Annotated in this window: 19 protein-coding genes; 2 read left to right on the top strand and 17 right to left on the bottom strand. The window is 55.2% G+C overall.

Annotation, left to right across the window (positions count from 1 at the left end):
* Positions 1–61: 61 nt before the first annotated feature.
* Genes C3451_RS10570 through C3451_RS10550 form a run of 5 tightly spaced genes read right to left on the bottom strand, consistent with a single transcriptional unit; the run spans position 62 to position 5,235 of the window.
* Positions 62–1,024: a spore coat U domain-containing protein gene (locus tag C3451_RS10570; RefSeq protein ID WP_023300457.1), complete on the bottom strand. Its 963-nt coding sequence runs from the start codon at positions 1,022–1,024 to the stop codon at positions 62–64.
* Positions 1,021–3,372, bottom strand: a complete 2,352-nt coding sequence (locus C3451_RS10565; RefSeq protein ID WP_240034213.1) for a fimbria/pilus outer membrane usher protein — start codon at positions 3,370–3,372, stop codon at positions 1,021–1,023. Before C3451_RS10565 ends, C3451_RS10570 begins: the two co-directional genes overlap by 4 nt.
* Positions 3,332–4,093: a molecular chaperone gene (locus tag C3451_RS10560; RefSeq protein WP_023306493.1), complete on the bottom strand. Its 762-nt coding sequence runs from the start codon at positions 4,091–4,093 to the stop codon at positions 3,332–3,334. The genes C3451_RS10565 and C3451_RS10560 overlap by 41 nt, the downstream gene beginning before the upstream one ends.
* Positions 4,094–4,109: 16 nt before the next feature.
* A complete protein-coding gene (locus C3451_RS10555; RefSeq protein WP_045623502.1) occupies positions 4,110–4,655 on the bottom strand; it encodes a spore coat U domain-containing protein in 546 nt (181 codons plus the stop codon).
* Positions 4,656–4,662: 7 nt separating this feature from the next.
* Positions 4,663–5,235, bottom strand: coding sequence for a spore coat protein U domain-containing protein (locus C3451_RS10550; RefSeq protein WP_022648508.1), 573 nt, complete (start codon positions 5,233–5,235; stop codon positions 4,663–4,665).
* A gap of 427 nt (positions 5,236–5,662) precedes the next feature.
* Between C3451_RS10550 and C3451_RS10545 the strand changes: the two genes are divergently transcribed.
* Complete coding sequence (locus tag C3451_RS10545; protein ID WP_023300461.1) at positions 5,663–6,922, top strand: dicarboxylate/amino acid:cation symporter; 1,260 nt, start codon at positions 5,663–5,665, stop codon at positions 6,920–6,922.
* Positions 6,923–7,018: 96 nt separating this feature from the next.
* Here the strand turns inward: C3451_RS10545 and cheW are convergent, their stop codons facing one another.
* The 6 genes from cheW to flhD form a co-directional block, all read right to left on the bottom strand.
* Positions 7,019–7,522 (bottom strand): chemotaxis protein CheW, encoded by a 504-nt coding sequence (gene cheW / locus C3451_RS10540; protein ID WP_003859699.1) that lies wholly within the window; start codon positions 7,520–7,522, stop codon positions 7,019–7,021.
* Between the two features lie 19 nt (positions 7,523–7,541).
* The gene (gene cheA, locus C3451_RS10535) at positions 7,542–9,551 is read right to left on the bottom strand and encodes a chemotaxis protein CheA (RefSeq protein ID WP_022648510.1); all 2,010 of its coding nucleotides are present in this window, start codon (positions 9,549–9,551) and stop codon (positions 7,542–7,544) included.
* Between the two features lie 4 nt (positions 9,552–9,555).
* Entirely contained in the window at positions 9,556–10,485 is a 930-nt protein-coding gene (gene motB / locus C3451_RS10530) for a flagellar motor protein MotB (protein ID WP_022648511.1), read from the bottom strand.
* Positions 10,482–11,369: a flagellar motor stator protein MotA gene (gene motA / locus C3451_RS10525; RefSeq protein ID WP_003859696.1), complete on the bottom strand. Its 888-nt coding sequence runs from the start codon at positions 11,367–11,369 to the stop codon at positions 10,482–10,484. The genes motB and motA overlap by 4 nt, the downstream gene beginning before the upstream one ends.
* Positions 11,370–11,492: 123 nt before the next feature.
* The gene (gene flhC, locus C3451_RS10520; RefSeq protein ID WP_124304307.1) at positions 11,493–12,023 is read right to left on the bottom strand and encodes a flagellar transcriptional regulator FlhC; all 531 of its coding nucleotides are present in this window, start codon (positions 12,021–12,023) and stop codon (positions 11,493–11,495) included.
* Positions 12,024–12,072: 49 nt separating this feature from the next.
* Positions 12,073–12,423 (bottom strand): flagellar transcriptional regulator FlhD, encoded by a 351-nt coding sequence (gene flhD / locus C3451_RS10515; protein ID WP_003859693.1) that lies wholly within the window; start codon positions 12,421–12,423, stop codon positions 12,073–12,075.
* Between the two features lie 796 nt (positions 12,424–13,219).
* Here flhD and uspC point away from each other — a divergent pair.
* Positions 13,220–13,648 (top strand): universal stress protein UspC, encoded by a 429-nt coding sequence (gene uspC, locus C3451_RS10510; RefSeq protein WP_022648513.1) that lies wholly within the window; start codon positions 13,220–13,222, stop codon positions 13,646–13,648.
* Between the two features lie 15 nt (positions 13,649–13,663).
* Here uspC and otsA read toward each other — a convergent pair whose 3' ends face one another.
* From otsA to C3451_RS10480, 6 genes are all read right to left on the bottom strand, one after another.
* Positions 13,664–15,088, bottom strand: coding sequence for an alpha,alpha-trehalose-phosphate synthase (otsA, locus tag C3451_RS10505; protein ID WP_022648514.1), 1,425 nt, complete (start codon positions 15,086–15,088; stop codon positions 13,664–13,666).
* Complete coding sequence (gene otsB, locus C3451_RS10500; protein WP_022648515.1) at positions 15,063–15,866, bottom strand: trehalose-phosphatase; 804 nt, start codon at positions 15,864–15,866, stop codon at positions 15,063–15,065. The genes otsA and otsB overlap by 26 nt, the downstream gene beginning before the upstream one ends.
* Before the next feature lie 153 nt (positions 15,867–16,019).
* Positions 16,020–17,000 carry an L-arabinose ABC transporter permease AraH gene (gene araH / locus C3451_RS10495; protein WP_045623500.1) on the bottom strand — a complete coding sequence of 327 codons (981 nt, stop codon included), beginning with the start codon at positions 16,998–17,000 and terminating at the stop codon, positions 16,020–16,022.
* Positions 17,001–17,014: 14 nt separating this feature from the next.
* Positions 17,015–18,529 carry an L-arabinose ABC transporter ATP-binding protein AraG gene (gene araG, locus C3451_RS10490; protein ID WP_045623499.1) on the bottom strand — a complete coding sequence of 505 codons (1,515 nt, stop codon included), beginning with the start codon at positions 18,527–18,529 and terminating at the stop codon, positions 17,015–17,017.
* A gap of 71 nt (positions 18,530–18,600) precedes the next feature.
* Positions 18,601–19,590 carry an arabinose ABC transporter substrate-binding protein AraF gene (gene araF, locus C3451_RS10485; RefSeq protein WP_023300466.1) on the bottom strand — a complete coding sequence of 330 codons (990 nt, stop codon included), beginning with the start codon at positions 19,588–19,590 and terminating at the stop codon, positions 18,601–18,603.
* Positions 19,591–19,906: 316 nt separating this feature from the next.
* Complete coding sequence (locus C3451_RS10480; protein WP_045308667.1) at positions 19,907–20,464, bottom strand: DJ-1/PfpI family protein; 558 nt, start codon at positions 20,462–20,464, stop codon at positions 19,907–19,909.
* Positions 20,465–20,688 lie beyond the last annotated feature (224 nt).

The raw sequence follows: 20,688 nt of genomic DNA, 5'->3' as shown, positions 1-20,688 counted from the left end.
ACGGTGTTATCGGCAGGGGCCACGGGAACTTTACATTTGCGAAAGGGAAAAGCGCGGGGTGTCAGAACGCGACGTCAACGATCAGCGTGTCGGTGTAGGTTCCGGCAGGCGGCGTGGCCTGGCTGGTCAGGACCTTAGCGCTGTAGTTATAGGTGCGTAAAAGCCCGTCGGTACTGACCTGGGATGAGCTGGCGCTGGCCCAGCGCTCGCTGCCACTGCCGCCCCAGCGGTTGCTGGTCGCCTCTTTATAGATGTCGTAACTCATAAAATTGCTGCCGCTAACCATACGACGAACGTTGTTCAGGGCGTTTGCTCCATTATTAATGCCTATGGTGTAGGTGCTGCCCTTGGTGCAGGTGACGGCGATCGACTGCGAAACGGTGGGAAAATTTTGCACCAGCGGCGCGCTGTTAAAATTCACGTCCGGCGTGGTCATCGTGCTGCAATCGTTGGTGACGGTCATGTTGAGGAGAATGGAGGTAGTTGCCGTGCCGGTTTGCGGGGTCAGGCATAGCCCGCCCGCGCCAACGGCGCACACGTTGTAGTTGATGCTGAACGTTAACAACACCTGGTACGGCCCGGCCGTGACGTTCTGCCCCGGCACAGTACGGAAATAAAGCGGAATGTTGTAGCGCCTTGACCCCAGCAGCCCGAGCAGGGTGTTGCCATTCCAGGTATAGGTTTTGCTGATTTGTACTTCACTGTTTCCGCCGCAGCCAGTGGCACCGCACAGGCGCGTGGGGATAACGTCCGCGATGGCCGCATTATCGGTACGTTTCATGGTGGCGCGGCTGTTGGCGGCTATCGACGCCGAGGTGTAGGTCAGCGTCACCGAGTCGTTGGTTAGCAGGTTGAGGACCGTATCGCAGGACACCACCAGCGTGCCGGTGGTTTGCACCTCCCCCGTACTGCTCAGGGCGAATGAGGTGACGCTGCCAAACGAGGCGTTCACCGTACTGACGGTGCAGGCCGCCCAGCCGCTGCCCGAGAACAGCAACAGTATGGCTATCAACAGGCGTTTCACGGTGCCTCCCGGCAGGTCAGCGGACCGTAGGTTTGCAGCTTATGCTCGGGATTTGCGCCCACGTTCAACGTTGCGATACAGCGTGTACCGTCCGGGGTGATGACCTCCAGAGGATTCACATCGTTGAGGTTTTCCAGCCAGGCGAGGCCGTCGTAGCCAACAACCGCGCTACTGCGGGACGCGCGTTTGACCTGGCTTCCCACCGGGATCGCATTGCCCTGCGTGTCATGCAGGATCACGCTGGCAACCCGCTCCTGCTCCATCGGGAAATCCACCAGATAACCGTTATGCCGACGAATCGCCACCCGACGCTCGGTCTCTTTCAGCCGGGTATCCGCAGGTAAGTTCAGGGTATCAATGCGGTAGCTTGCCGGGTAATAGGCGGAAACGCCGCTGACCAGCAGATAACCTTTATTATTGGTTTTACCAACCGGCTGGTTCTCGTAGCTGACGGGTACGTCCGGATGTCCGTCGGTGCTTATCACCACAAACGCATCGTTGATTTTGTTCGCCGCAAACAGCTCACCGTCCATCAGGACGACAGAGCCCATCGCCTCGCCCCACCAGGTCATCATCCCCTTCTCACCGTAGCCGCCGCCCTGAAGCTCAACATTGTTATTCCGCCAGCCGAGCGTGGCCTGTTGATAGTTACTCGACCGCGACTGGTTGGCCCAGGCCATGTTCCAGCTAAAGCCGCCGTCAGACGGCATCGAGTGGTTGTAGTTAATGCGTTGAGTGCTGCCTGCGTCAGGCGTGTTTTCAAAGGTAACGGCGGCGCTGTCACGTTCGCCCAGAGGGACCTGCAACGACAGCGCAACCGTCCAGTCGTCCCGCTGCTGGTCACGGCTGGCCGCCAGGTAAATACTGCTTGAGCGCCACAGATTTCGGCTCCAGGAGAGGTTGAGCAGCTCGGTTTTCCGGCTGTCAAAACTCTCCACGCCGATCCACGCCGCACCGATATTGCCGTAATCACCGAGGTTAAAGGTTAAGGAGTACTGGTCGGTATTGCGGCTCAGGCTGGCAACGGGGTTATCATATTCATCATAAACGGTGGGCTGATCGTACAGGGCGAGGTTGCCGAAGCCGCGGTCGCGTCGGGTATGCTGGGTCGCTACGCTAAACTCGCTGGTGCTGTACTGATAGCCCCAGTTCATCTGGCCCCCTTCGTCGCCGCGCATCCGGCTTTGGGTATAAGACGTATTCACCACGCCAAAACGCCCGAGCTTCAGCACCGTGCCCGCGCCGCCGAGCGCCAGCGACTCCGCCCCTTCCGCATGCCCCTCCAGCGTCAGCCAGTCGGTCACCCCGTAGCGATACGATCCGCTGCCCGCCGCCGGGCCATAGTCAAAATTCTCTATACCGTAGTTGCGCCGCAGGCTGCCCAGCGTCACGGCGCCGTCGCTTAACCCCTGCTTCAGCAGATCGCTGCTGACATAAAACGGCAGCGTGGTGCTCACCTGACGTCCCAGCGCGTCGGTGGTGACCAGTACCGCATCCCCTGCGCCGTTGATGTACGGCAGGTTAGTGAGGGTAAACGGCCCCGGCTGAAGGCGGGTGGAGCCGGAACGGTAGCCATTAATAAAGAGATCGACCGAGGTCGGGACGGCCGCCTCACCGGAAAACGCCGGCAGCGGCCAGGTCACCAGATCCGGACGCAGGGAGAAGTCGCGCCCGTAGCTGATCCCGCCCATCCGCACGCTGGTGCTCCAGCTCAGCGCATCGCTGATGACGTCCCCGACGGTCCAGGTGGTGGCATCCTCCTCGTTGGTGATCAGCAGGGTTGAGTCATAGCGCACGTATCCTTCCTGCTGCCCGCTGCTTCCGGCGAAATTCTGTCGGGCGTACCCAGTCGAAGAAAACGAATAGTCTTCGTTGAAATAGCGGAACTCATGCCACACCGACGCCTGGCCGCCCGTGTGCTCGGTATGGTTGGTATAAACGTCGTAGTTGAGCAGCGCGCCCCGGCCATAATGCGGCTTGCTTTGCGCGCTCTGACCGCTAAACGACGTGATCCGCGCCGCAACCCAGTCCCGGGGGACCGTCAGCATGAGCCGCTGGGCGCTGCTGTCATACTCTACGCGTACCGATGAGAGCGTTGAAAGGTTCACCTCTCCGGCAGGCACATGCTCCTGCGGCAGTCCGGCGCGAAGCAAATCCGCTCCTGAAATAAACCAGGCGCCCTCGCGCTGCGTCACCGGCACCACCAGACCCGTGTCATAGTGGTTCAGCACCAGGGCGAGCTGGAATACAGCTTCGCCGTTCATCGTCCGCGCGTCCGGCGGCGGCGGTAAACTGTCGTCGCCGGTTTCAGTTGACGGGCGTCGATTGCCATTGCGTATCCCTGGCATTAATTTGCGCGCTCATCCGATTCGGCTGATAAATCCCTGCCGGAAGCGGCCAGCTTCGGGTGCTGCCTGGCAGCACATAACCCAGCAGCCCCTCGGCAACCGTGCGTTTTTGCCCGCCCTGCTCAACCGCAACCTGGCTGAGCCTGACGTGAACGTTCCCCTGATTGCGGACCTCAAGCGCGGGTTTCCCCTCCTCCTGAATGACCCGCCAGTTGAGCTGATGAGTGTTCGCCAGCGCGTGATGCTCTCCCTCGTTGAGGGTGGGGATCCCCTGTCCATAAACAAATAAGGGAATGGAATAGCGCATTTGCAGTTTGAGGCCCATAGACGGTTCCGCTTTGGCATCCGGCTGGGGAATCTCATCCACAATGATGCGGTAGGCTTGCTCGACGCCGGACGGGATCGTCCCCTGCTTAATCAGGCGAATAAGCTGTTTACTGCCCTTAGCGATAGTCACGATCGGCGGGCTGGCGACCACATCCTGCTGGGCGGTGTAACGCTCATATCCGCCCTCCTGTTTCCAGCGCACAATGCGTATCTGCATTGTCGTGGCGCTGTTGCCCTGATTCTGGATCCACAATTCAGTTGCTCTGGCGTCTGCCGAAAGCCACGGATCGATAGGCCAAAGAAGAATGGTTGCGGCTGCTTGCGCCTTAACCGCTGTAAGGGCCGTTATCCCCAACAGACTCAACAGGCCTGACCGCCTGAAAAATGGCTTCATCAATGCTCTCCCTTTCCTACCATGACAAGGTCACGGTGAGTTGATCTGAATACGTTCCTGACGGGCTAAACCCGGTCAAAAGCGCGACGCCAAAAAGAGGCAGCGCGATGTTATTGCTGTTGGTATAGGTAATCGGTATTGCCTGGTTAACCCCAATTTCACTGTTTGCGGCCAAAGAGCTGCTGCTGTAGAGCCGGTAACCGACCACCTCTGTCCCGCCTGAACGCGTCATCCGCCGCACAGAGCTATAATTCTGACCGCCATTAATGCTCATACTTAGCGCCACACCCGGTGTGCAGGCGATGGACAACGCGCCGTCGGCAACAAAGCTGGTGCTGACCGGTGCGCTCTCCACGCCGCTGCGGGTCCCGAAATTCAGCGTACCGAAACGCCCGCCGGTGCCGGTGCTCACCGAGCATCCAGGCACAACCGTCGCGCTCACCCTGAATGACTGAGACGTCACCGCCCCGGTGTCTGGGATCAACATCAGCCCGACCAACAGGGTTAAAAAAGGGTGCACGACGCCCTCTGCGCTGTCGCGCAGACATAACAATGCCTTCATGGCTGAATCAGTAGGTGACGCTGACGTTAATCGTGTCGGTATAGGTTCCCGGTACGACCGTTACGCTATTGCCGCCGCCCGTAATGCGTGCGTAGAGGGTGTAGCTATCCACCCCACCCGCAGTAGAGGCGACCGGCAACGCGGCATTGTTCGCAACCACGTTGTTGTAACCGCTATCGCTGAACAGGCTGTAGGCAACGCCCTGCGCCGCATTGGCGGTGTTGACCAGATAGCGGCCCGGCGTACCTGGGGTGCCGACAACGGTTCCGGGTGCGGTAGCGTTGGTGTTGCCGGTGATCGCCACCGTGTAACTGGCAGTGGTACATTGAATGGTAAAGGTGTTTCCTCCGCTGGCACCGGTTAACTGGGTTGTCAGGGTGGAGAATGTTGCAGGATGAGTGCCGAAATCGAGCGTCCCGAAGTTAATGCCGTTTTGCGTTGGCGAGCCGTTGATCAAGCAGCCGTTGGTCAGCGTCAACGTCGCGCCGATAGTGCCGCTACTGGTGACCGCGAGAGCCTGACCGACCGTTGCCGCCGTCAGCAGCGTGCCCGCGCAGATAAAAAGAAGTTTTCTTTTCATTTACCACCCTCCAGAAGAAATATAGGTTCGCTTGCCATATTTTATTCATACTGTTCAGTATGTTAGCCCCGCTTAAACATTCCCCGGCGCGGTTACTGAGAATTTAGTTTATGGTTAGCACTTCAACCACTTTCATCAAAAAGAGGGCAACCCCGCTCGAATTAACAGGTTATTAACAAACATTACAAAGGGTTAGCAAAAAAAAATGGGCATTGTTCTTGCTTAACTTGAGGATATATCGCCTGCAGTGTGATCTGAGTCACAATATATCGTCATGATAAAAACAACGAATTTCATAAAAATTAAAAACAAGTTGTAACTCACGCAGCTTTACTTCAATTTATGCCCCGAATATTTTCCTGCGCTTAAATAAAAATTTTGTATGCATTGACGCAGGAAACTCTTTTAGCGCATAGAGGATCTTTTTGTGGCAAGTGCAAACAAACTCACGCTCTTCATCGTGATTTTCATGCTGGCGGGCATTCTTTCCGGTGCGGCGATCCATGAGTATGCTTCGTCCGACGCGATACAGGCCTGGTCGGAGAACATCACCCTGCTGACCGATATTTTCCTGCGGCTGATCAAGATGGTGATAGCCCCGCTGGTGTTCAGCACCCTGACGGTGGGCATTATGAGGCTGGGTGAAACGTCTACGATTGGGCGCGTCGGGGGTAAAGCGATGGTGTGGTTTATCAGCTCATCCGTACTTTCCATTCTGGTGGGGCTGTTTATTGTTACCCTTGAACAACCCGGCAGCGGTCTGAACCTGAGCATTCCGACAGAGACGGTTGATACCGGCCTGGCCGTGAGCGGGATGTCGCTGAAAGCCTTTCTGTCACACACCATTCCAACCAGCATTGCCGGCGCGATGGCCAACAATGAGATCCTGCAAATTGTGGTCTTCTCGATGTTCTTCGGCATTGGCGGCGCGTCACTGGGCCAAAAATTCAACGCCCCGCTGGTCGCGGCGCTGGATGTGGTATCCCACATTATGCTGAAGGTGACGGGCTACGTGATGTACGTTGCGCCGCTGGCCATTTTCGCGGCGATTTCGTCCGTCATTGCCACCCAGGGGCTGGGCATTTTGCTGAACTATGCCTCGTTTATTGGCGGTTATTATGTGGCGATCCTCCTGACCTGTCTGGTATTGCTGGCCGTGGGTTACATGGTACTGAAGAAAGAGATTTTCCGTCTGGTGGCGATGCTGAAAGATCCGGTGCTGGTGGCGTTTACCACCAGCAGCTCTGAAGCGGCATACCCTAAAACGCTGGAGCAGTTAGCGCGCTTTGGTTGTTCACGGAATATCGCCTCTTTCGTCCTGCCGATCGGCTACTCGTTTAACCTGGTCGGCTCCATGGTGTACTGCTCGTTCGCCTCAATGTTTATTGCCCAGGCGTACAACATTCACCTGAGTTTTACCGAGGTGACGGTGCTGATGTTAACGCTGATGCTGGCCTCGAAGGGCATTGCGGGCGTACCGCGCTCGTCGCTGGTGGTGCTGGCGGCAACCATTCCGAGCTTTAATATTCCGGTGGCCGGGATCCTGCTGCTGATGGGGATTGATCATTTCCTGGATATGGGGAGATCGGCCATTAACGTGCTGGGGAACGGGATTGCGACGGCGATGCTGTCGCAGAATGAAGGGGCGCGGGAAGTTGAGGCTGAGCTGGTGGAGCAGGAGGCGTAAAGATACATAAGAGCCGGGTGGCGCTGACGCGTACCCGGCCTACGTGTTGGAGCCATTTGTAGGCCGGGTAAGGCGAAGCCGCCACCCGGCATTATTTTATGCCACGTGATTCGCCGCAATATCGAGCAGCGCCATCTCTTCGCTGTTCAGCAGCTTCTCAATATTCACCAGAATCAGCATACGCTCGCCGAGCGCACCCAGCCCCGTCAGGTATTCCGTCGACAGCGTGACCGCAAACTCCGGCGCAGGACGGATTTGATCGGCGGTCAGCGACAGCACATCTGACACGCCGTCCACCACAATCCCCACCACACGCTGCCCCAGATTCAGAACAATCACCACCGTGTTATCGTTGTACTCCACATCGCCCTGGCTGAACTTCACGCGCAGATCCACGATAGGCACAATCACACCGCGCAGGTTGGTCACACCCTTGATAAACGCTGGCGTGTTCGCGATGCGCGTTACCTGATCGTACCCGCGAATTTCCTGCACTTTCAGGATGTCGATACCGTACTCTTCATCACCTAAAGTGAAAACCAGGAATTCCTGCCCAGAGGGCTCGCCCGCCAGTTTCGTTACGTTACTCATACCGGTCATGTTATTACCTTTTACTTAATCAGGCGGCTGTGTTCGCCACACGTTGTTCACGATTTAATCCCTGAAGTGCCGATACATCGACGATCAGCGCGACGCTACCATCACCCAGGATGGTGGCAGCAGAGATCCCCGGCACTTTGCGGTAGTTACTTTCCAGGTTCTTAACCACCACCTGATGCTGACCAATCAGCTGATCGACCAGCAGCGCGTAGCGGCGTCCGGCGCTTTGCAGGATCACAACGATACCCTGCGTGGCCTCGGTTTTTGCCCCGTCCACTTCGAACACTTTCCACAGTTCCACCAGCGGCAGGTACTCGCCGCGCACTTCGAGCACGCGCTCGCCGCCCGCCAGCGGATGCAGATCTTCTTCGCGCGGCTGGAGGGATTCCATCACCGCGTTCAGCGGCAGAATAAAGACTTCGTCCGCCACTTTAACGGACATGCCGTCAAGAATGGCCAGCGTCAGCGGCAGCAGGATACGGATCGTGGTGCCCGCGCCCTGCTTAGACTGGATCTCAACGTGACCGCCCATCTCCTGAATGTTACGTTTCACCACGTCCATGCCCACGCCGCGGCCGGAAACGTCGGTGACCTGCTCTGCGGTTGAGAAGCCCGGGGCAAAAATCAGCATGCCCACTTCTTCGTCAGTCATGTTTTCGTTGACCGCCATGCCCTGCGAAATCGCCTTCGCCAGAATGCGCTCGCGGTTCAGGCCCGCGCCGTCATCGGTCACTTCGATGCAGATGTTGCCGCCCTGATGTTCTGCTGACAGGATCAGGTTGCCCACTGGCGATTTTCCGGCTGCCACGCGGTTTTCCGGCAGCTCAATGCCGTGGTCGAGGCTGTTACGCACCAGGTGCGTTAACGGGTCGATAATGCGTTCAATCAGGCTCTTATCCAGCTCGGTGGAGCTGCCCATCAGCGTGAGTTCGATCTGTTTGTTGAGCTTGCTGGCCAGGTCGCGCACCAGGCGCGGGAAGCGGCTGAAGACATATTCCATCGGCATCATGCGGATGGACATCACCGATTCCTGCAAATCGCGGGCGTTACGTTGTAACTGGCCCATGCTGGTGATGAGATCGCCGTGGGTCACCGGGTCCAGCTCGTTGGAGCGCTGGGCCAGCATCGACTGGGTGATCACCAGTTCACCCACCAGGTTGATCAGCTGATCCACTTTCTCCACCGCCACGCGAATGCTTGTGGACTCGCTGGAACGCGCCGCCGGTTTTTCACCGCGGGCCGGGGCAGCCGTCTCTTTTGGCACGGCTTTCAGGGCCGGAGCAGCAGCAACTACCGCAGGGGCAATTTCTGCCGGCGCGGGCACTTCAACGGCCGCCGCCTCGGTTTCAAACGCAATTTGATCCGCTTCAATCACGAAGCACAGCACCGCCACAATGTCATCTTGGCCGATCCCGCCGTCGAGCGTCGCGGCCAGGCTGTCTTTACCCTTCACCACGTTGCTGAGCGTCGCCAGGTTACCCAGCTCCTCTTCCAGCAGGTTGACCTCGTTCTCTTTCAGCCGTGACAGCACTACGCGCAATTTTCCTGCGGGCGCATCAGGCGCACTGTCTGGTTTGGCCGCGGCGTCAACAACGCTCAGTTTTGCCGCAGGGACAACGGGCGCAGACGCCTCACCTTTGGCTTCCAGCGCTAACTGACGCAGCGCGTTGCAGATGTATTCAAAGCTGGCGGCATCAGGCTCTGCCGAACTTTTATAGGCGTCGAGCTGTTCCTGCATAATATCTTTCGTTTCCAAAAACAGGTTGATAATGTCGGTATTGAGCTGCATCTCACCGCGTCGTGCTTCATCCAGCAGGTTTTCCATTAAATGGGTCGTTTCCTGCAAAATGGTAAATCCAAACGTTCCGGCTCCGCCTTTAATGGAATGCGCCGCACGGAAGATGGCGTTGAGCTGTTCTGAGTCCGGTGCCTCGGGCACCAGATCCAGCAAATGTTGCTCCATATCGGCCAACAATTCGTCGGCTTCATCAAAAAATGTCTGGTAAAAATCGGTAATATCCATGCTCACGCTATCACCTCGGATTGGCTGGTGGCGATGTTGGAACGGCAGCCGAAGGGACGGCCCCAGGCTGTTTTAAATCGTCCAGTGACTCATTCTGACTTTCGGCGTTTTCATGCAGGATGGCCTGCTCCGCCTGCTGGTTCAGCACTAAAAGACTGATACGACGGTTGATGGCGTCATCCGGTCCGCGGTCGGTCAGGCGCATGGTTGCAGCCATGCCGACGACGCGCAGGACCTTGCCATCATCAAGCCCACCCGCCACCAGCTCGCGACGCGAGGCGTTGGCGCGATCGGCAGAAAGCTCCCAGTTGCTGTATCCCTTCTCTCCCGTGGCGTACGGGAAATCATCCGTGTGACCGGAGAGGCTAACGCGGTTCGGAATGCCGTTCAGCACCGGTGCAATCGCACGCAGAATATCGCGCATGTAGGGCTCCACGTCGGCACTGCCGGTTTTGAACATCGGTCGGTTCTGGCTGTCGATGATCTGAATACGCAGCCCTTCCTGCACCAGGTCAATTTTCAGATGCGGACGCAGCGCGCGCAATTTAGGGTCCGCCTCAATCAGCTGATCCAGGTCACCGCGCAGTTTTTTCAGGCGCGCCTGCTCCATCCGTTTTTTCAGCTCGTCGATGTTAGGCTGTTTTTTCACTTCGCCCTGCTGCTGGGTGTAATCGTCACCGCCGCCGGGGATCGGGCTGTCGCTGTTCGAAATGCGCGGCCCGCCGGTGACCGCCGTCGCCAGCGGCGTTCTGAAATATTCCGCAATCTGAATAAGCTCTTTCGGGCTGGAGATGGAGATCAGCCACATCACCAGAAAGAAGGCCATCATGGCGGTCATAAAATCGGCGTACGCGATCTTCCATGAGCCGTGAGAACCGTGCCCGTGCCCCTTATGCTTGCGTTTTTTTACGATGACGATCGGATGGGACTGGTTTTTCATGCGTCCTCAGTTGTCGTCTGTTGGTTTGGGTTTTTCACCGCACGCACGTGTTCTTCAAGCTCGATAAACGACGGACGTTCGCTGGAGTAGAGCGTCTTACGGCCAAATTCGACGGCGATCGGTGGCGCATAACCGTTGAGGTTTGAGAGCAGCGTAATTTTCACGCACTGCATCATTTTGGTGGTTTCAGCGCTCTTCTGGCGCAGCACGCTCGCCAGCGGGGAGATAAAGCCGTATGCCAGTAAAATACCGAGGAACGTCCCCACCATTGCGTGGGCAATCAGGGCGCCCAGTTCAGCCGCCGGGCGATCCGCCGAGGCCAGGGCATGAACGACGCCCATGACCGCCGCCACGATACCGAACGCCGGAAGCGAGTCGCCCACCAGCGCCAGGCTGTTGGCCGGAACTTCGGATTCGCTCTCGTGGGTTTCGATCTCTTCGTCCATCAGGGCTTCAATTTCGAAGGTGTTCATGTTGCCGCTGATGATCAGTCGCAGGTAATCGACGATAAAATCGAGCATCATCGCGTCAGCCAGAATACGCGGGTAGCTGGCGAAAATTTCGCTCTCTTTCGGGTTTTCAATGTCCCGCTCCAGCGAGAACATTCCTTGCTGACGTGACTTCGCCATCAGGCGATAGAGCAGCGCCAGAAGATCCATATACATGCTTTTGGTGTATTTCGAGCGACGAAACAGCAGCGGAATCGCCTTCAGCGTGCCCTTGATCGATTTACCGTTGTTACCAACGATAAAAGCCCCTACCCCTGCACCGCCGATGATGACAAGTTCAGCCGGTTGATAGAGTGCTCCAAGGTGCCCGCCGGTCATCATGTAACCGCCGAAAACTGTACCGAGAACTACCAGGTAACCTAATAAGATAAGCACGACATCATCCTTCCGCTAGTGACTATGGCAGGACGTTCATTTCGAGCGCGTGACCTGAACGCAGGGTAAAAAAAAGCAGCGGTAATCGCTTACCGCTGCTGGAATCTTGCCCACAGGTTCGGGTTAAACAGCGTGTTCGATCTGTTCATCCAGCAGTTGTGGAATAATATCGGCAGCATCCCGGGAAAGTTTACGTCTTTTTACGGCTCGGGATGGAGGCTGGCATAAACTACAGGCGAAGCTGCCCGCAGGCTGGTGCGCGTGGGTAATAAAATTGCCGTCACAGCAGTTGCAGCGCGACAATTCAAGCATTCCGCTTTCAACAAAACGCACCAGCGTCCAGGCGCGGGTCAGCGCCAGCAGGGGTCCCTGTTCCTGCTGCGGGCATTGCTCAAGGTAAAGTTTGTAGGCTTTAATCACGGCATCCACGCCGCTGCATAAGCCCGTTTTAAGCAGGTACTGCCAGGCGTTACAGAACATGGAAGCATGGATGTTCTGCTCCCATGTCATGAACCAGTCAGTCGAAAACGGCAGCATGCCTTTTGGCGGTGGGCTACCACGCAATTCTTTGTACAGCTTGATCAAACGACCACGGCTCAGTTGCGTCTCGCTTTCCAGCATTTGTAAACGCGCACCCAGCGTGATGAGTTCCATTGCCAGCTGGATATCACGGGCTTCCTGACAATGCTTTTTTCGCTCATTGTTAAGCCCTTTTCTTCCGGGCTACGTCGTCAGGCTGGCTGATTTCGTTGAGCAGGCGGGTGGAGAGAAGAATACCGGTGTGGATCTGTTGCAGATCGTCCACGCGGGATTCCTGAGTCAGACGCGTAATGGTCTGCGGGTTATCGAAACGGAACTGGCAGACAAGCTGATTGGTTTCAGCCAGCTTGACCATCTGCGGAAGTGTTAATCCCCCCAGCATGGTTGCCATCTCTTCGTTAACACCCAGACGAAACATCGCTGACGGTTTGTCCTGACTAATCAAACGCTGCGCGAGCAATAAATACGACAAATTGATGTCGTAAATATGTTTTAGCAACTCGGATGTATGCATTTTTCCCATCCCGAATAACCAACTATTATTTTTATGCGGAAAGACCGCACCCCGTGATGTCGCCGGGAAATCACCCGGTATAAAAAGAAAAGGCCAAATGCATAGTTGAATTTAGGTTTGTACGTCGTAAAGCGCGTGACCGGTTAACATGGCCAAAATGTCGGTTACACATTTTATCTTTTCTTACAAATAACTAAGATTTTTCCTAATTCGACGCAAACTCTACTCGTCAGTTTTGACACATACAATGCAGCCCCCCCTGGAATTTAAAAAAAATGTGATCTGCGTCACATAATTTACGCGAATGTAACCCATAAATCCATCAGCGTGACTTGTAATTTGGGTGTTTTTTATCCAACCCAAGCTTGTTTATATTCTTCAGGAACGAATACTCATGCATCCGGACGGGGGAATTGGGTCTGGGAAATGTAAAGACAGGGCAAATCCGCATTGATCTGCTATGGGGAAAACTTCACGTTGAAACTACCATTAATTAATAAAGTAAAAACAGGAGGTTAACGCTGGCAACACAAAAATCAGTTTCGTTGCGTAACGATCTACGCCGGGTTGATGATGAGTTAAGGCGAGTTAACCACCTGGAAGGGAAAATGTGTAATTTACGTTAAGCTGTTAATTTTTTTCATTTAGGCCATCTTTTCAGTTATTCTTCTTATAAGAATAATTAATGAATAATTATGATAAGCTTCACACTAATGACGCATTCACCTCTTGCAGTAATGACAGTTTCGCGGTAAAGCTGGGAAAACTTGTCATTCTGACATCAAAGGAGTGCGTGATGAGTTACTCCCATCTGCTTGTTTCAGTTGCTGTTTCTCCCGAAAGCCACCAGCTTGTCGCCCGAGCCGTATCCATCGCCCGCCCCGCCAATGCCCGCATCAGCCTGATCACGCTGGCCGCGGAACCCGAAATGTATAATCAGCTGGCTGCGCCGATGCTGGAAGATATACGTGAGGTATTGCAGGAGGAAACGCACCAATTCCTGCAAGAGTTGGTGGAGAGGGCAGACTATCCGATTCATCAGACCGTTATCGCGACCGGTGAATTAAGCGCGCATATACTCGACATCTGTCAGAAAGAGAATATTGACCTGGTTATTTGCGGAAATCATAACCAGAGTTTTTTTTCTCGTGCGGCATGCTCGGCAAAATCTATCGTTTCGTCAAGCCAGGTTGATGTCCTGCTGGTGCCTCTTGGGGGCAATTAATGCCCCCGGAGAAAATCAGGCGAGTTTAGGGAAGGTCGCGATCTTTTTTTGCAGATCACCTTCCTGACTTTGCGGCTGGATCGCGCGCAAATCGTCAATAAAACGCGCCTGCCAGCGGTTAATATCATTCTTCATGATGGTCTCCATCATTTCCGAATGGCGTGAAATACGTTCCGCAAGCGGCATAGTTAACGCACGGTTCAGGGCATTTGCCACGTCATCGCGATCGTAAGGGTTTACAATTAGCGCTGAGGTTAACTCGTTTGCCGCACCGGCAAATTGAGACAGCACCAGCACACCCGGGTCAGCAGGATCTTGTGCTGCAACATACTCTTTTGCCACCAGATTCATCCCGTCGCGCAGGGGCGTGACCAGCCCGACGTCCGCATAGCGGAACACTTTCATCAGAATTTTGCGCTCAAAGTGCTGATTCAAATAGAAAAGTGGTGTCCAGCCAAGCTGCCCGTAGCGCCCGTTGATGCGCCCTGCTTCGGTCTCAAGCTGGTGACGGATATCCTGATAGGCCTGAACCTCACCGCGCGAGGTCGGCGCTATCTGGGTATAACGAATCTTGCCGTGATGCTGCGGGAATTTTTCCAGCAGGGTTTCGTACGCGAGGAATCGCTCCGGCAAACCTTTGGAATAATCAAGTCGTTCAACCGAAAAGATATTCTTAACGTGCTTGAGTTCATCCTTAAGCTGGGCAAGCTTCGGAGGCAATGGACCGGAGGCCTGCTCGGCAATTTCGTCTGGCTCAATACCAATCGGGTAGACCTCGGTATGGAAATTACGTCCCCACGCGGTGTGAGATTTGCCGCCGTGAGTGACCAGTCGGGTTTTACCGGACACGCTGTCGAGGAAGGCCAGCCTGTCGTTTTCCGTCTGGAAACCGAGCAGGTCGTAATCGGACAGCGCCTCAAGGATCTCTTCATGCTGCGGCAGTGCCGTGAAAATCTCCGGCGTCGGGAAAGGAATGTGCAGGAAAAAACCGATTCGGTTATTCACACCACGTTTTCGCAGCTCTCTGGCGAAAGGCAGCAGATGGTAGTCGTGGATCCATAAAATATCGTCTTCTTCGATCAGCGGCAGCAGTTTATCTGCCAGCAGCGCATTAACGCGCATATAGCCTTCATAGGATTCACGCTGGAATTTCACCAGGTCCAGACGATAGTGAAACGCTGGCCACAGCACGGCGTTTGAGAACTCGGAATAATATTCATCATAGTCCTTCTCACTGAGTGCGAAGGAAGCCCACGTGATATTGCCCCGTGACACCTTTTTAAGCGGTTTCTCATCATTACTGATTTCCCCGCTCCAGCCAAACCAGAGTCCACCCGCGGCTTTGAGGGCACCTAATACCCCGACCGCCAGGCCACCGGCACTGGCTTTTTTATCATCCGGCGGTGCGATGCGATTAGAGACGACGACTAAGCGACCCATAATGATTTCTCCCGTTGTTTTGCGCTATTTGTTGTTGTTGCTGGTTAGCGACATCAGATATCCACTGCCAGACGCTTGCGACGTTTTCCAGCCGCCATCCGGCAACGGTTTCACCCGGCCCTACCTTGACAGACATGCCACTGGCCTGGTTTACCACGCTGAACCCGGCCTCGTCGGTCAGGTCATCCCCAAAAAATACTGGCGTACGCCCTTTAAACGGCGCTTCCGCCATAAACGCTGCAATGGCAGCGCCTTTATTAATTCCTGCTGGTTTAATCTCGACCACACATTTACCGGGCTGTAACGCCAGCTCCGGATGGGCTTCCGCCACGCTTCTTGCTACCGAAAAGATCGCCGCCTCATGGTGAGGCGCCTGACGGTAGTGCAGCGCAAAGGCCATGCCTTTGGCTTCCAGTTCCGTACCGGGAAGCAGTTCCAGAGCAGAAGAGAGTTGCGCATGCAGCGCCTGAACCAGCGTATCGGGGAGTGAAACTATATGCAGTTGATCATGGATATCGCGGCGCTCCGCTCCGTGCACACCGGCCAGCGGAAAGTGATAAGGACTGGCGAGCACATCCAGCTCGGCCATTGAGCGCCCTGAAATCAATGCCAGTGCCCCCTCGTTCTGTCGGGAGAGCTGCTGCAAATTCTCTAACACCAGATCCGGTACAACGACGTCGTCAGGATGCGGTTCAATTCCGGCGAGCGTCCCGTCGAGGTCAAAAAAGAAAGCAAATTTTCCGGGCAGTACAGGCGGTGCGGTTAACAAGTCAGCCACCCTAATCCTCCTTACAGTGAACAAAACAGCCATGTAAGTATAGACAGTGTGACGGCGCTCGCCATTTAGCAACGGGCCCGTCAGCATAACTGGCGGGCCGGTCAGGGAGTCAACTATGGTTAATAGTTGAGCAGATAAGTGGCTAAAAATAAATCAGATGGTACGCTTCGCTTTTTGCTTGTAACGGTCGAAGATCACTGCTGCCAGCAGGATCAGGCCGCGTACGACGTACTGAGAGAACGGAGAAATATTAAGCAGGTTCATGGCGTTCTCCACGGTCCCCAGAATCAGGATCCCCGCCACCACATATGAGATTTTTCCGATGCCGCCCTTGAGGGATACGCCCCCCAATACGCAGGCTGAAATGACAATCAGCTCATAACCGATAGAGGTCATTGGCTGGCCACTGGTCATACGCGACGCCAGAATAATCCCCGCCGCTGCCGACACAAGCCCGGACAGCACGAAGATAATGATCTTGGTCCGTACGACCGGGACACCCGCCAGACGCGCCGCTTCCTCGTTCCCGCCAATCGCCAGGGTATTACGACCAAAGGTGGTGCGGTTAAGCAGGAAACCAAACAGGATCAGACAGGCTACTGTCAGCCAGATAGGCGCAGGCAAGCCCAGCCAGTTGGCATAGCCCAGCGTAAAGAAGCGCTCGTCTTCAATCCCCACCGCCTTACCGTCGGAGATGATATAGGCCAGACCGCGCACGATTTGCATGGTCGCAAGCGTCGTGATCAGGGCGTTAATCTTCAGGCGCGCAATCACAAAGCCGTTCACCAGACCGCTCAGCACGCCGAGCATCAGCCCCGCCAGCACGCCGATCCACAGGCTTTCGGTCATATTGATCACCACGGCAGTGGTGACCCCGGCACAGGCAATCACCGAGGCGACCGACAGGTCAAAATCGCCGGAGGCCAGGCAGAATAGCATTCCGCAGGCCACCATGCCGGACATGGAGATAGCCAGCCCCAGCCCCTTCATGTTGATGAAGGTCGCAAAGTTTGGCACAAAAATCGCGCACGCAACGAACAGGGCGGCAAAAACCACCAACATGCCGTACTGGTCCCAGATGCGGCTAAAACTGAAAGCCGACTTCGGCGCTCCGGATGTAGTAACAGAGGACATTATTGACTCCTTACTCAGGCGACAGCCTGGCTAACTTTAGGCATGGCGAGACTCAACGCCTGTTGTTCATTCGCCTGTTCATGCAGCAATTCACCGGCAATTTCGCCTTCACGCATCACTACAATGCGGTCGGCGACGCCCAGCACCTCGGGCAGATCGCTGGAGGCGAACAGCACCGCCACGCCGCGTTTTGCCAGCTCATAGATGACGTTATAGATTTCGTGTTTCGCCCCCACGTCGATACCGCGCGTTGGTTCATCCAGCAAAATGACCTTCATGTCTTCCGACAGCCAGCGCCCCAGAATGGCTTTTTGCTGGTTGCCGCCGGACAAATTCATGATCAGCTGTTCAGCCCCGGGAGTTTTGATGTTCAGCGAACGGATATGGTGATCAGCGTTGCTCGCCTCCCAGCCGTCGTTAATCAGACATCCCGCGCGGATGAACTTGCGCCGGGCAGAGATGTTGATGTTGTCGCGCACCGAGTGCACTGGAATAATGCCTTCGGCCTTTCGATCCTCCGGACAGAGCATGATGCCCGCGTTAATCGCCTGCGCAGGCTTCTGTATATCGACCTTTTTCCCGTCGACGAAGACCTGGCCCTGGGTAATGCGCGTACCGCCAAACAGCCCTTTCATCAGCTCGCTGCGCCCTGCCCCCACAAGGCCAAACAGCCCGACGATTTCGCCGCTGCGCACCGAGAGTGAAATAGGTGTGCGCACGCCTGGGGCTTTAACGCTATCCAGACGCAGACGCTCAGGGCCGTACTCGCGCGGCTTCCAGTGGTAAATATCCCCCAGATCGCGCCCGACCATCGCCTGCACCAGCTGGTCATGATTGACCTGCTGCATATCGGTGAAGGTGCGCACGTAGCGGCCATCCTTAAACACGGTGATGGCATCGCTTAAGGCAAAAATCTCTTCCATACGGTGGGAGACGTACAGAATGATGCGGCCCTCTTTGCGCAGCTCGCGGATCACGCGAAAGAGGTTTTCAATTTCACGCGCCGAGAGCGAGCTGGTTGGCTCGTCAAAAGCGATAATTTTGGCGTTACGTGCCAGCGCTTTGGCAATTTCCACCATCTGCCACTGGCCGATGGAGAGATACTTAAGGGGCGTTTGCGGATCGACATCCAGCCCAAGGTGCCTGAGCTGCAAGCCCGCTTCATAGTTGAGCAGCGAGCGGTTGACCACGCCGCTTTTATGCGGAAGCTGGCCCAGATAGATGTTCTCCGCCACGGTCATTTCAGGAATGAGATGCAGCTCCTGATAGATGATGGCGACGCCCGCATTTAACGCTGCCGTGGTATCGGCAAAGGCCACCTCGTCGCCGCGAATAGCCAGCGTGCCGGTGGTGGGCGTGTAGTTGCCGCTGAGAATTTTTAGCAGCGTGGATTTTCCCGCGCCATTCTCCCCCATCAGGGCGTGAACCTGGCCGGCATAGCAGTCGAAGCTGATATCGGTCAGCGCGTTTACACCGGGGAACGTTTTACCGATGCCGCGGAAAGAGAGATACGGATCAGACTGTTGCATAACGACTCCGTGATTCCTGTAGTGTGTACGTCTGGCCCCTCACGGTGAGTGAGGGGCGCAATCACAGCGTATTACTTACCGCCCAGTCCTTTTTTCGCCAGCTCCTCTTTGAAGTTATCGCGGGTGATCAGCACCACATCGGTCACTTCGGTGAATTTCGGCGGCTCAACCCCTTTGGTCACCCAGTTGTAGAGCATTTCGCTGGATTTATAGCCGTGGACATCCGGGCTTGGCAGCAGAGAGCCGTAGAAACCGGTCGCCTGCGCTTTAGACAGTTCGCTCACGGCGTCCACGCCGTTGATGCCGATCCCGATAATGTCCGGTGCTTTAAAGCCCTGGCCTTCCGTTGCACGCACGCCGCCCAGCACGGTGTTATCGTTCATCCCCACCACCAGCCAGTGTTTCACCTCCGGATGCTGGACGAGCATGGAGTTCGCCGCATCAAAGGCGCCCGGGATATCGTTGGATTTGGTCGGGACTTTGTAGATTTGTTTTTCCGGGAAGCCAGCCGCTTTTAGGGCGTCCATTGAGCCCGTGGTACGACGACGGGCGGTATCCAGCTCGTCAGCGGTAATCGCCATCACGGCGGTCTCTTTTACATCCCAGCCGCGTTTTTGCATCTCTTTATAGAGCTCCTGGCCCTGACGCTCGCCGATTTTGGTGGCCGCCATCATCACCAGCGGAACGGTATCCATCGGTTTGCCTTTGGCATTCACGAACTGATCGTCCACCGCAATCACTTTCATGTCATAACCGCGCGCTTTCGCGGCAATCGCTGAACCCAGCTTTGGATCCGGCGTACAGATAACGAAACCTTTCGCGCCGCTCGCCGCCAGGCTATCAATGGCGTTAAGCGTTTTCTCGCCGTCAGGTACGGCGATTTTAATTACCTCAAATCCCAAATCTTTTCCGGCTTTATCAGCAAATTTCCATTCGGTCTGGAACCACGGTTCTTCCGGCTGTTTAACCAGAAAACCGAGCTTTAAATTTTCAGCGATAGCGGATTGTGACATAACGGCAGCCAGGCCGATGGCCGCCAGCGCTTTAGTAAATTTGTGCATGGTAAACTCCAGCTTTAGCATTCTTATCTGTAGGGAATAATGGCGAACAACTTATTTAATCGGACTTAAAACAAGGCATTAGCGCTTACCTCGTCATAAGCGTTATTGCTGGTGATAGTTTTAGCGGGAAATTAATCATCCATAAGAGAGCGACATCACACCGCAGAATTACAGTAATTGCGTACATAAATTCAGCGAAAAATGACATAAAAAAGGACGTAATTGTCCTACAAATGGAAAGGAGTTAAGCAGGATTATCCATAAGGTCAGCTAAGAAATCCCTGTAACCCGGACGCCTTAGCGTCCGGCAGAAAATTTACCAGCGGTAATAGATGTGTTCAGCATGATCGCGCACGGGGGCATCGTCGCCCAACAGACGCGCAGAGAGCGTCAGCGCAAAGTCAAAAGCGTGCCCCAGCCCCTTGCCGCTGATGAGGTTGTTATCCTCCACCACCGGCGCATCTACATATACTCCATCATCAACGGTCTGCCAAAGATCGCCGGAACAGACGTAGCGCCGCCCCTTCAGTAGCCCGTTTGCGCCCAGCACCCGCGCAGCCGCAGAGCAGATCGGGCAGATGAGTTTGCCGTGCTCGTCATGCGCGGAAACAAAGCGTATCACCTCCTGGTTAGCCGCAAGATTGATACTCCCCTGCGGCCCACCGGGTAACACGACCGCGTCATACAGCGTATTAATACGTTCCGTTAAGGTACTGTCAGCCACCATGGGGATATTGTGGTAACTCACTACCGCACGGGACTCCGCGCAGGCCAGCGTTTCCACCTCAATCTGCAAGCGACGCAGGATATCAACTGTGATAATCGCTTCTGCTTCTTCAAAACCAGGTGCCAGCAGCACCGCAACTTTTGTCATCATAAACCCCTACAAGTGAAAAGATATAAAACATCGTTTCATTTTCCAGATTTGTTAGATAACAATCTTACGACGCGATCACAGAACCGTATATTGCGGGAAAATTGATTTAGCTCAAATTTGCTACAGCAGGATATATTTGCAGTTATTATTTCTGATTTAACACTTTCACAGAATTTCCCGCCACAGAAGGTTTCCTGAAACGATAAAAATGGGAAGAACTG

This window comes from Enterobacter sp. 301B, assembly GCF_003850715.1.
GTDB classification, from domain to species: domain Bacteria; phylum Pseudomonadota; class Gammaproteobacteria; order Enterobacterales; family Enterobacteriaceae; genus Enterobacter; species Enterobacter intestinihominis.
Note: the sequence above shows the minus strand (reverse complement) of the source record. Positions and strands in the feature narration are given on the sequence as shown.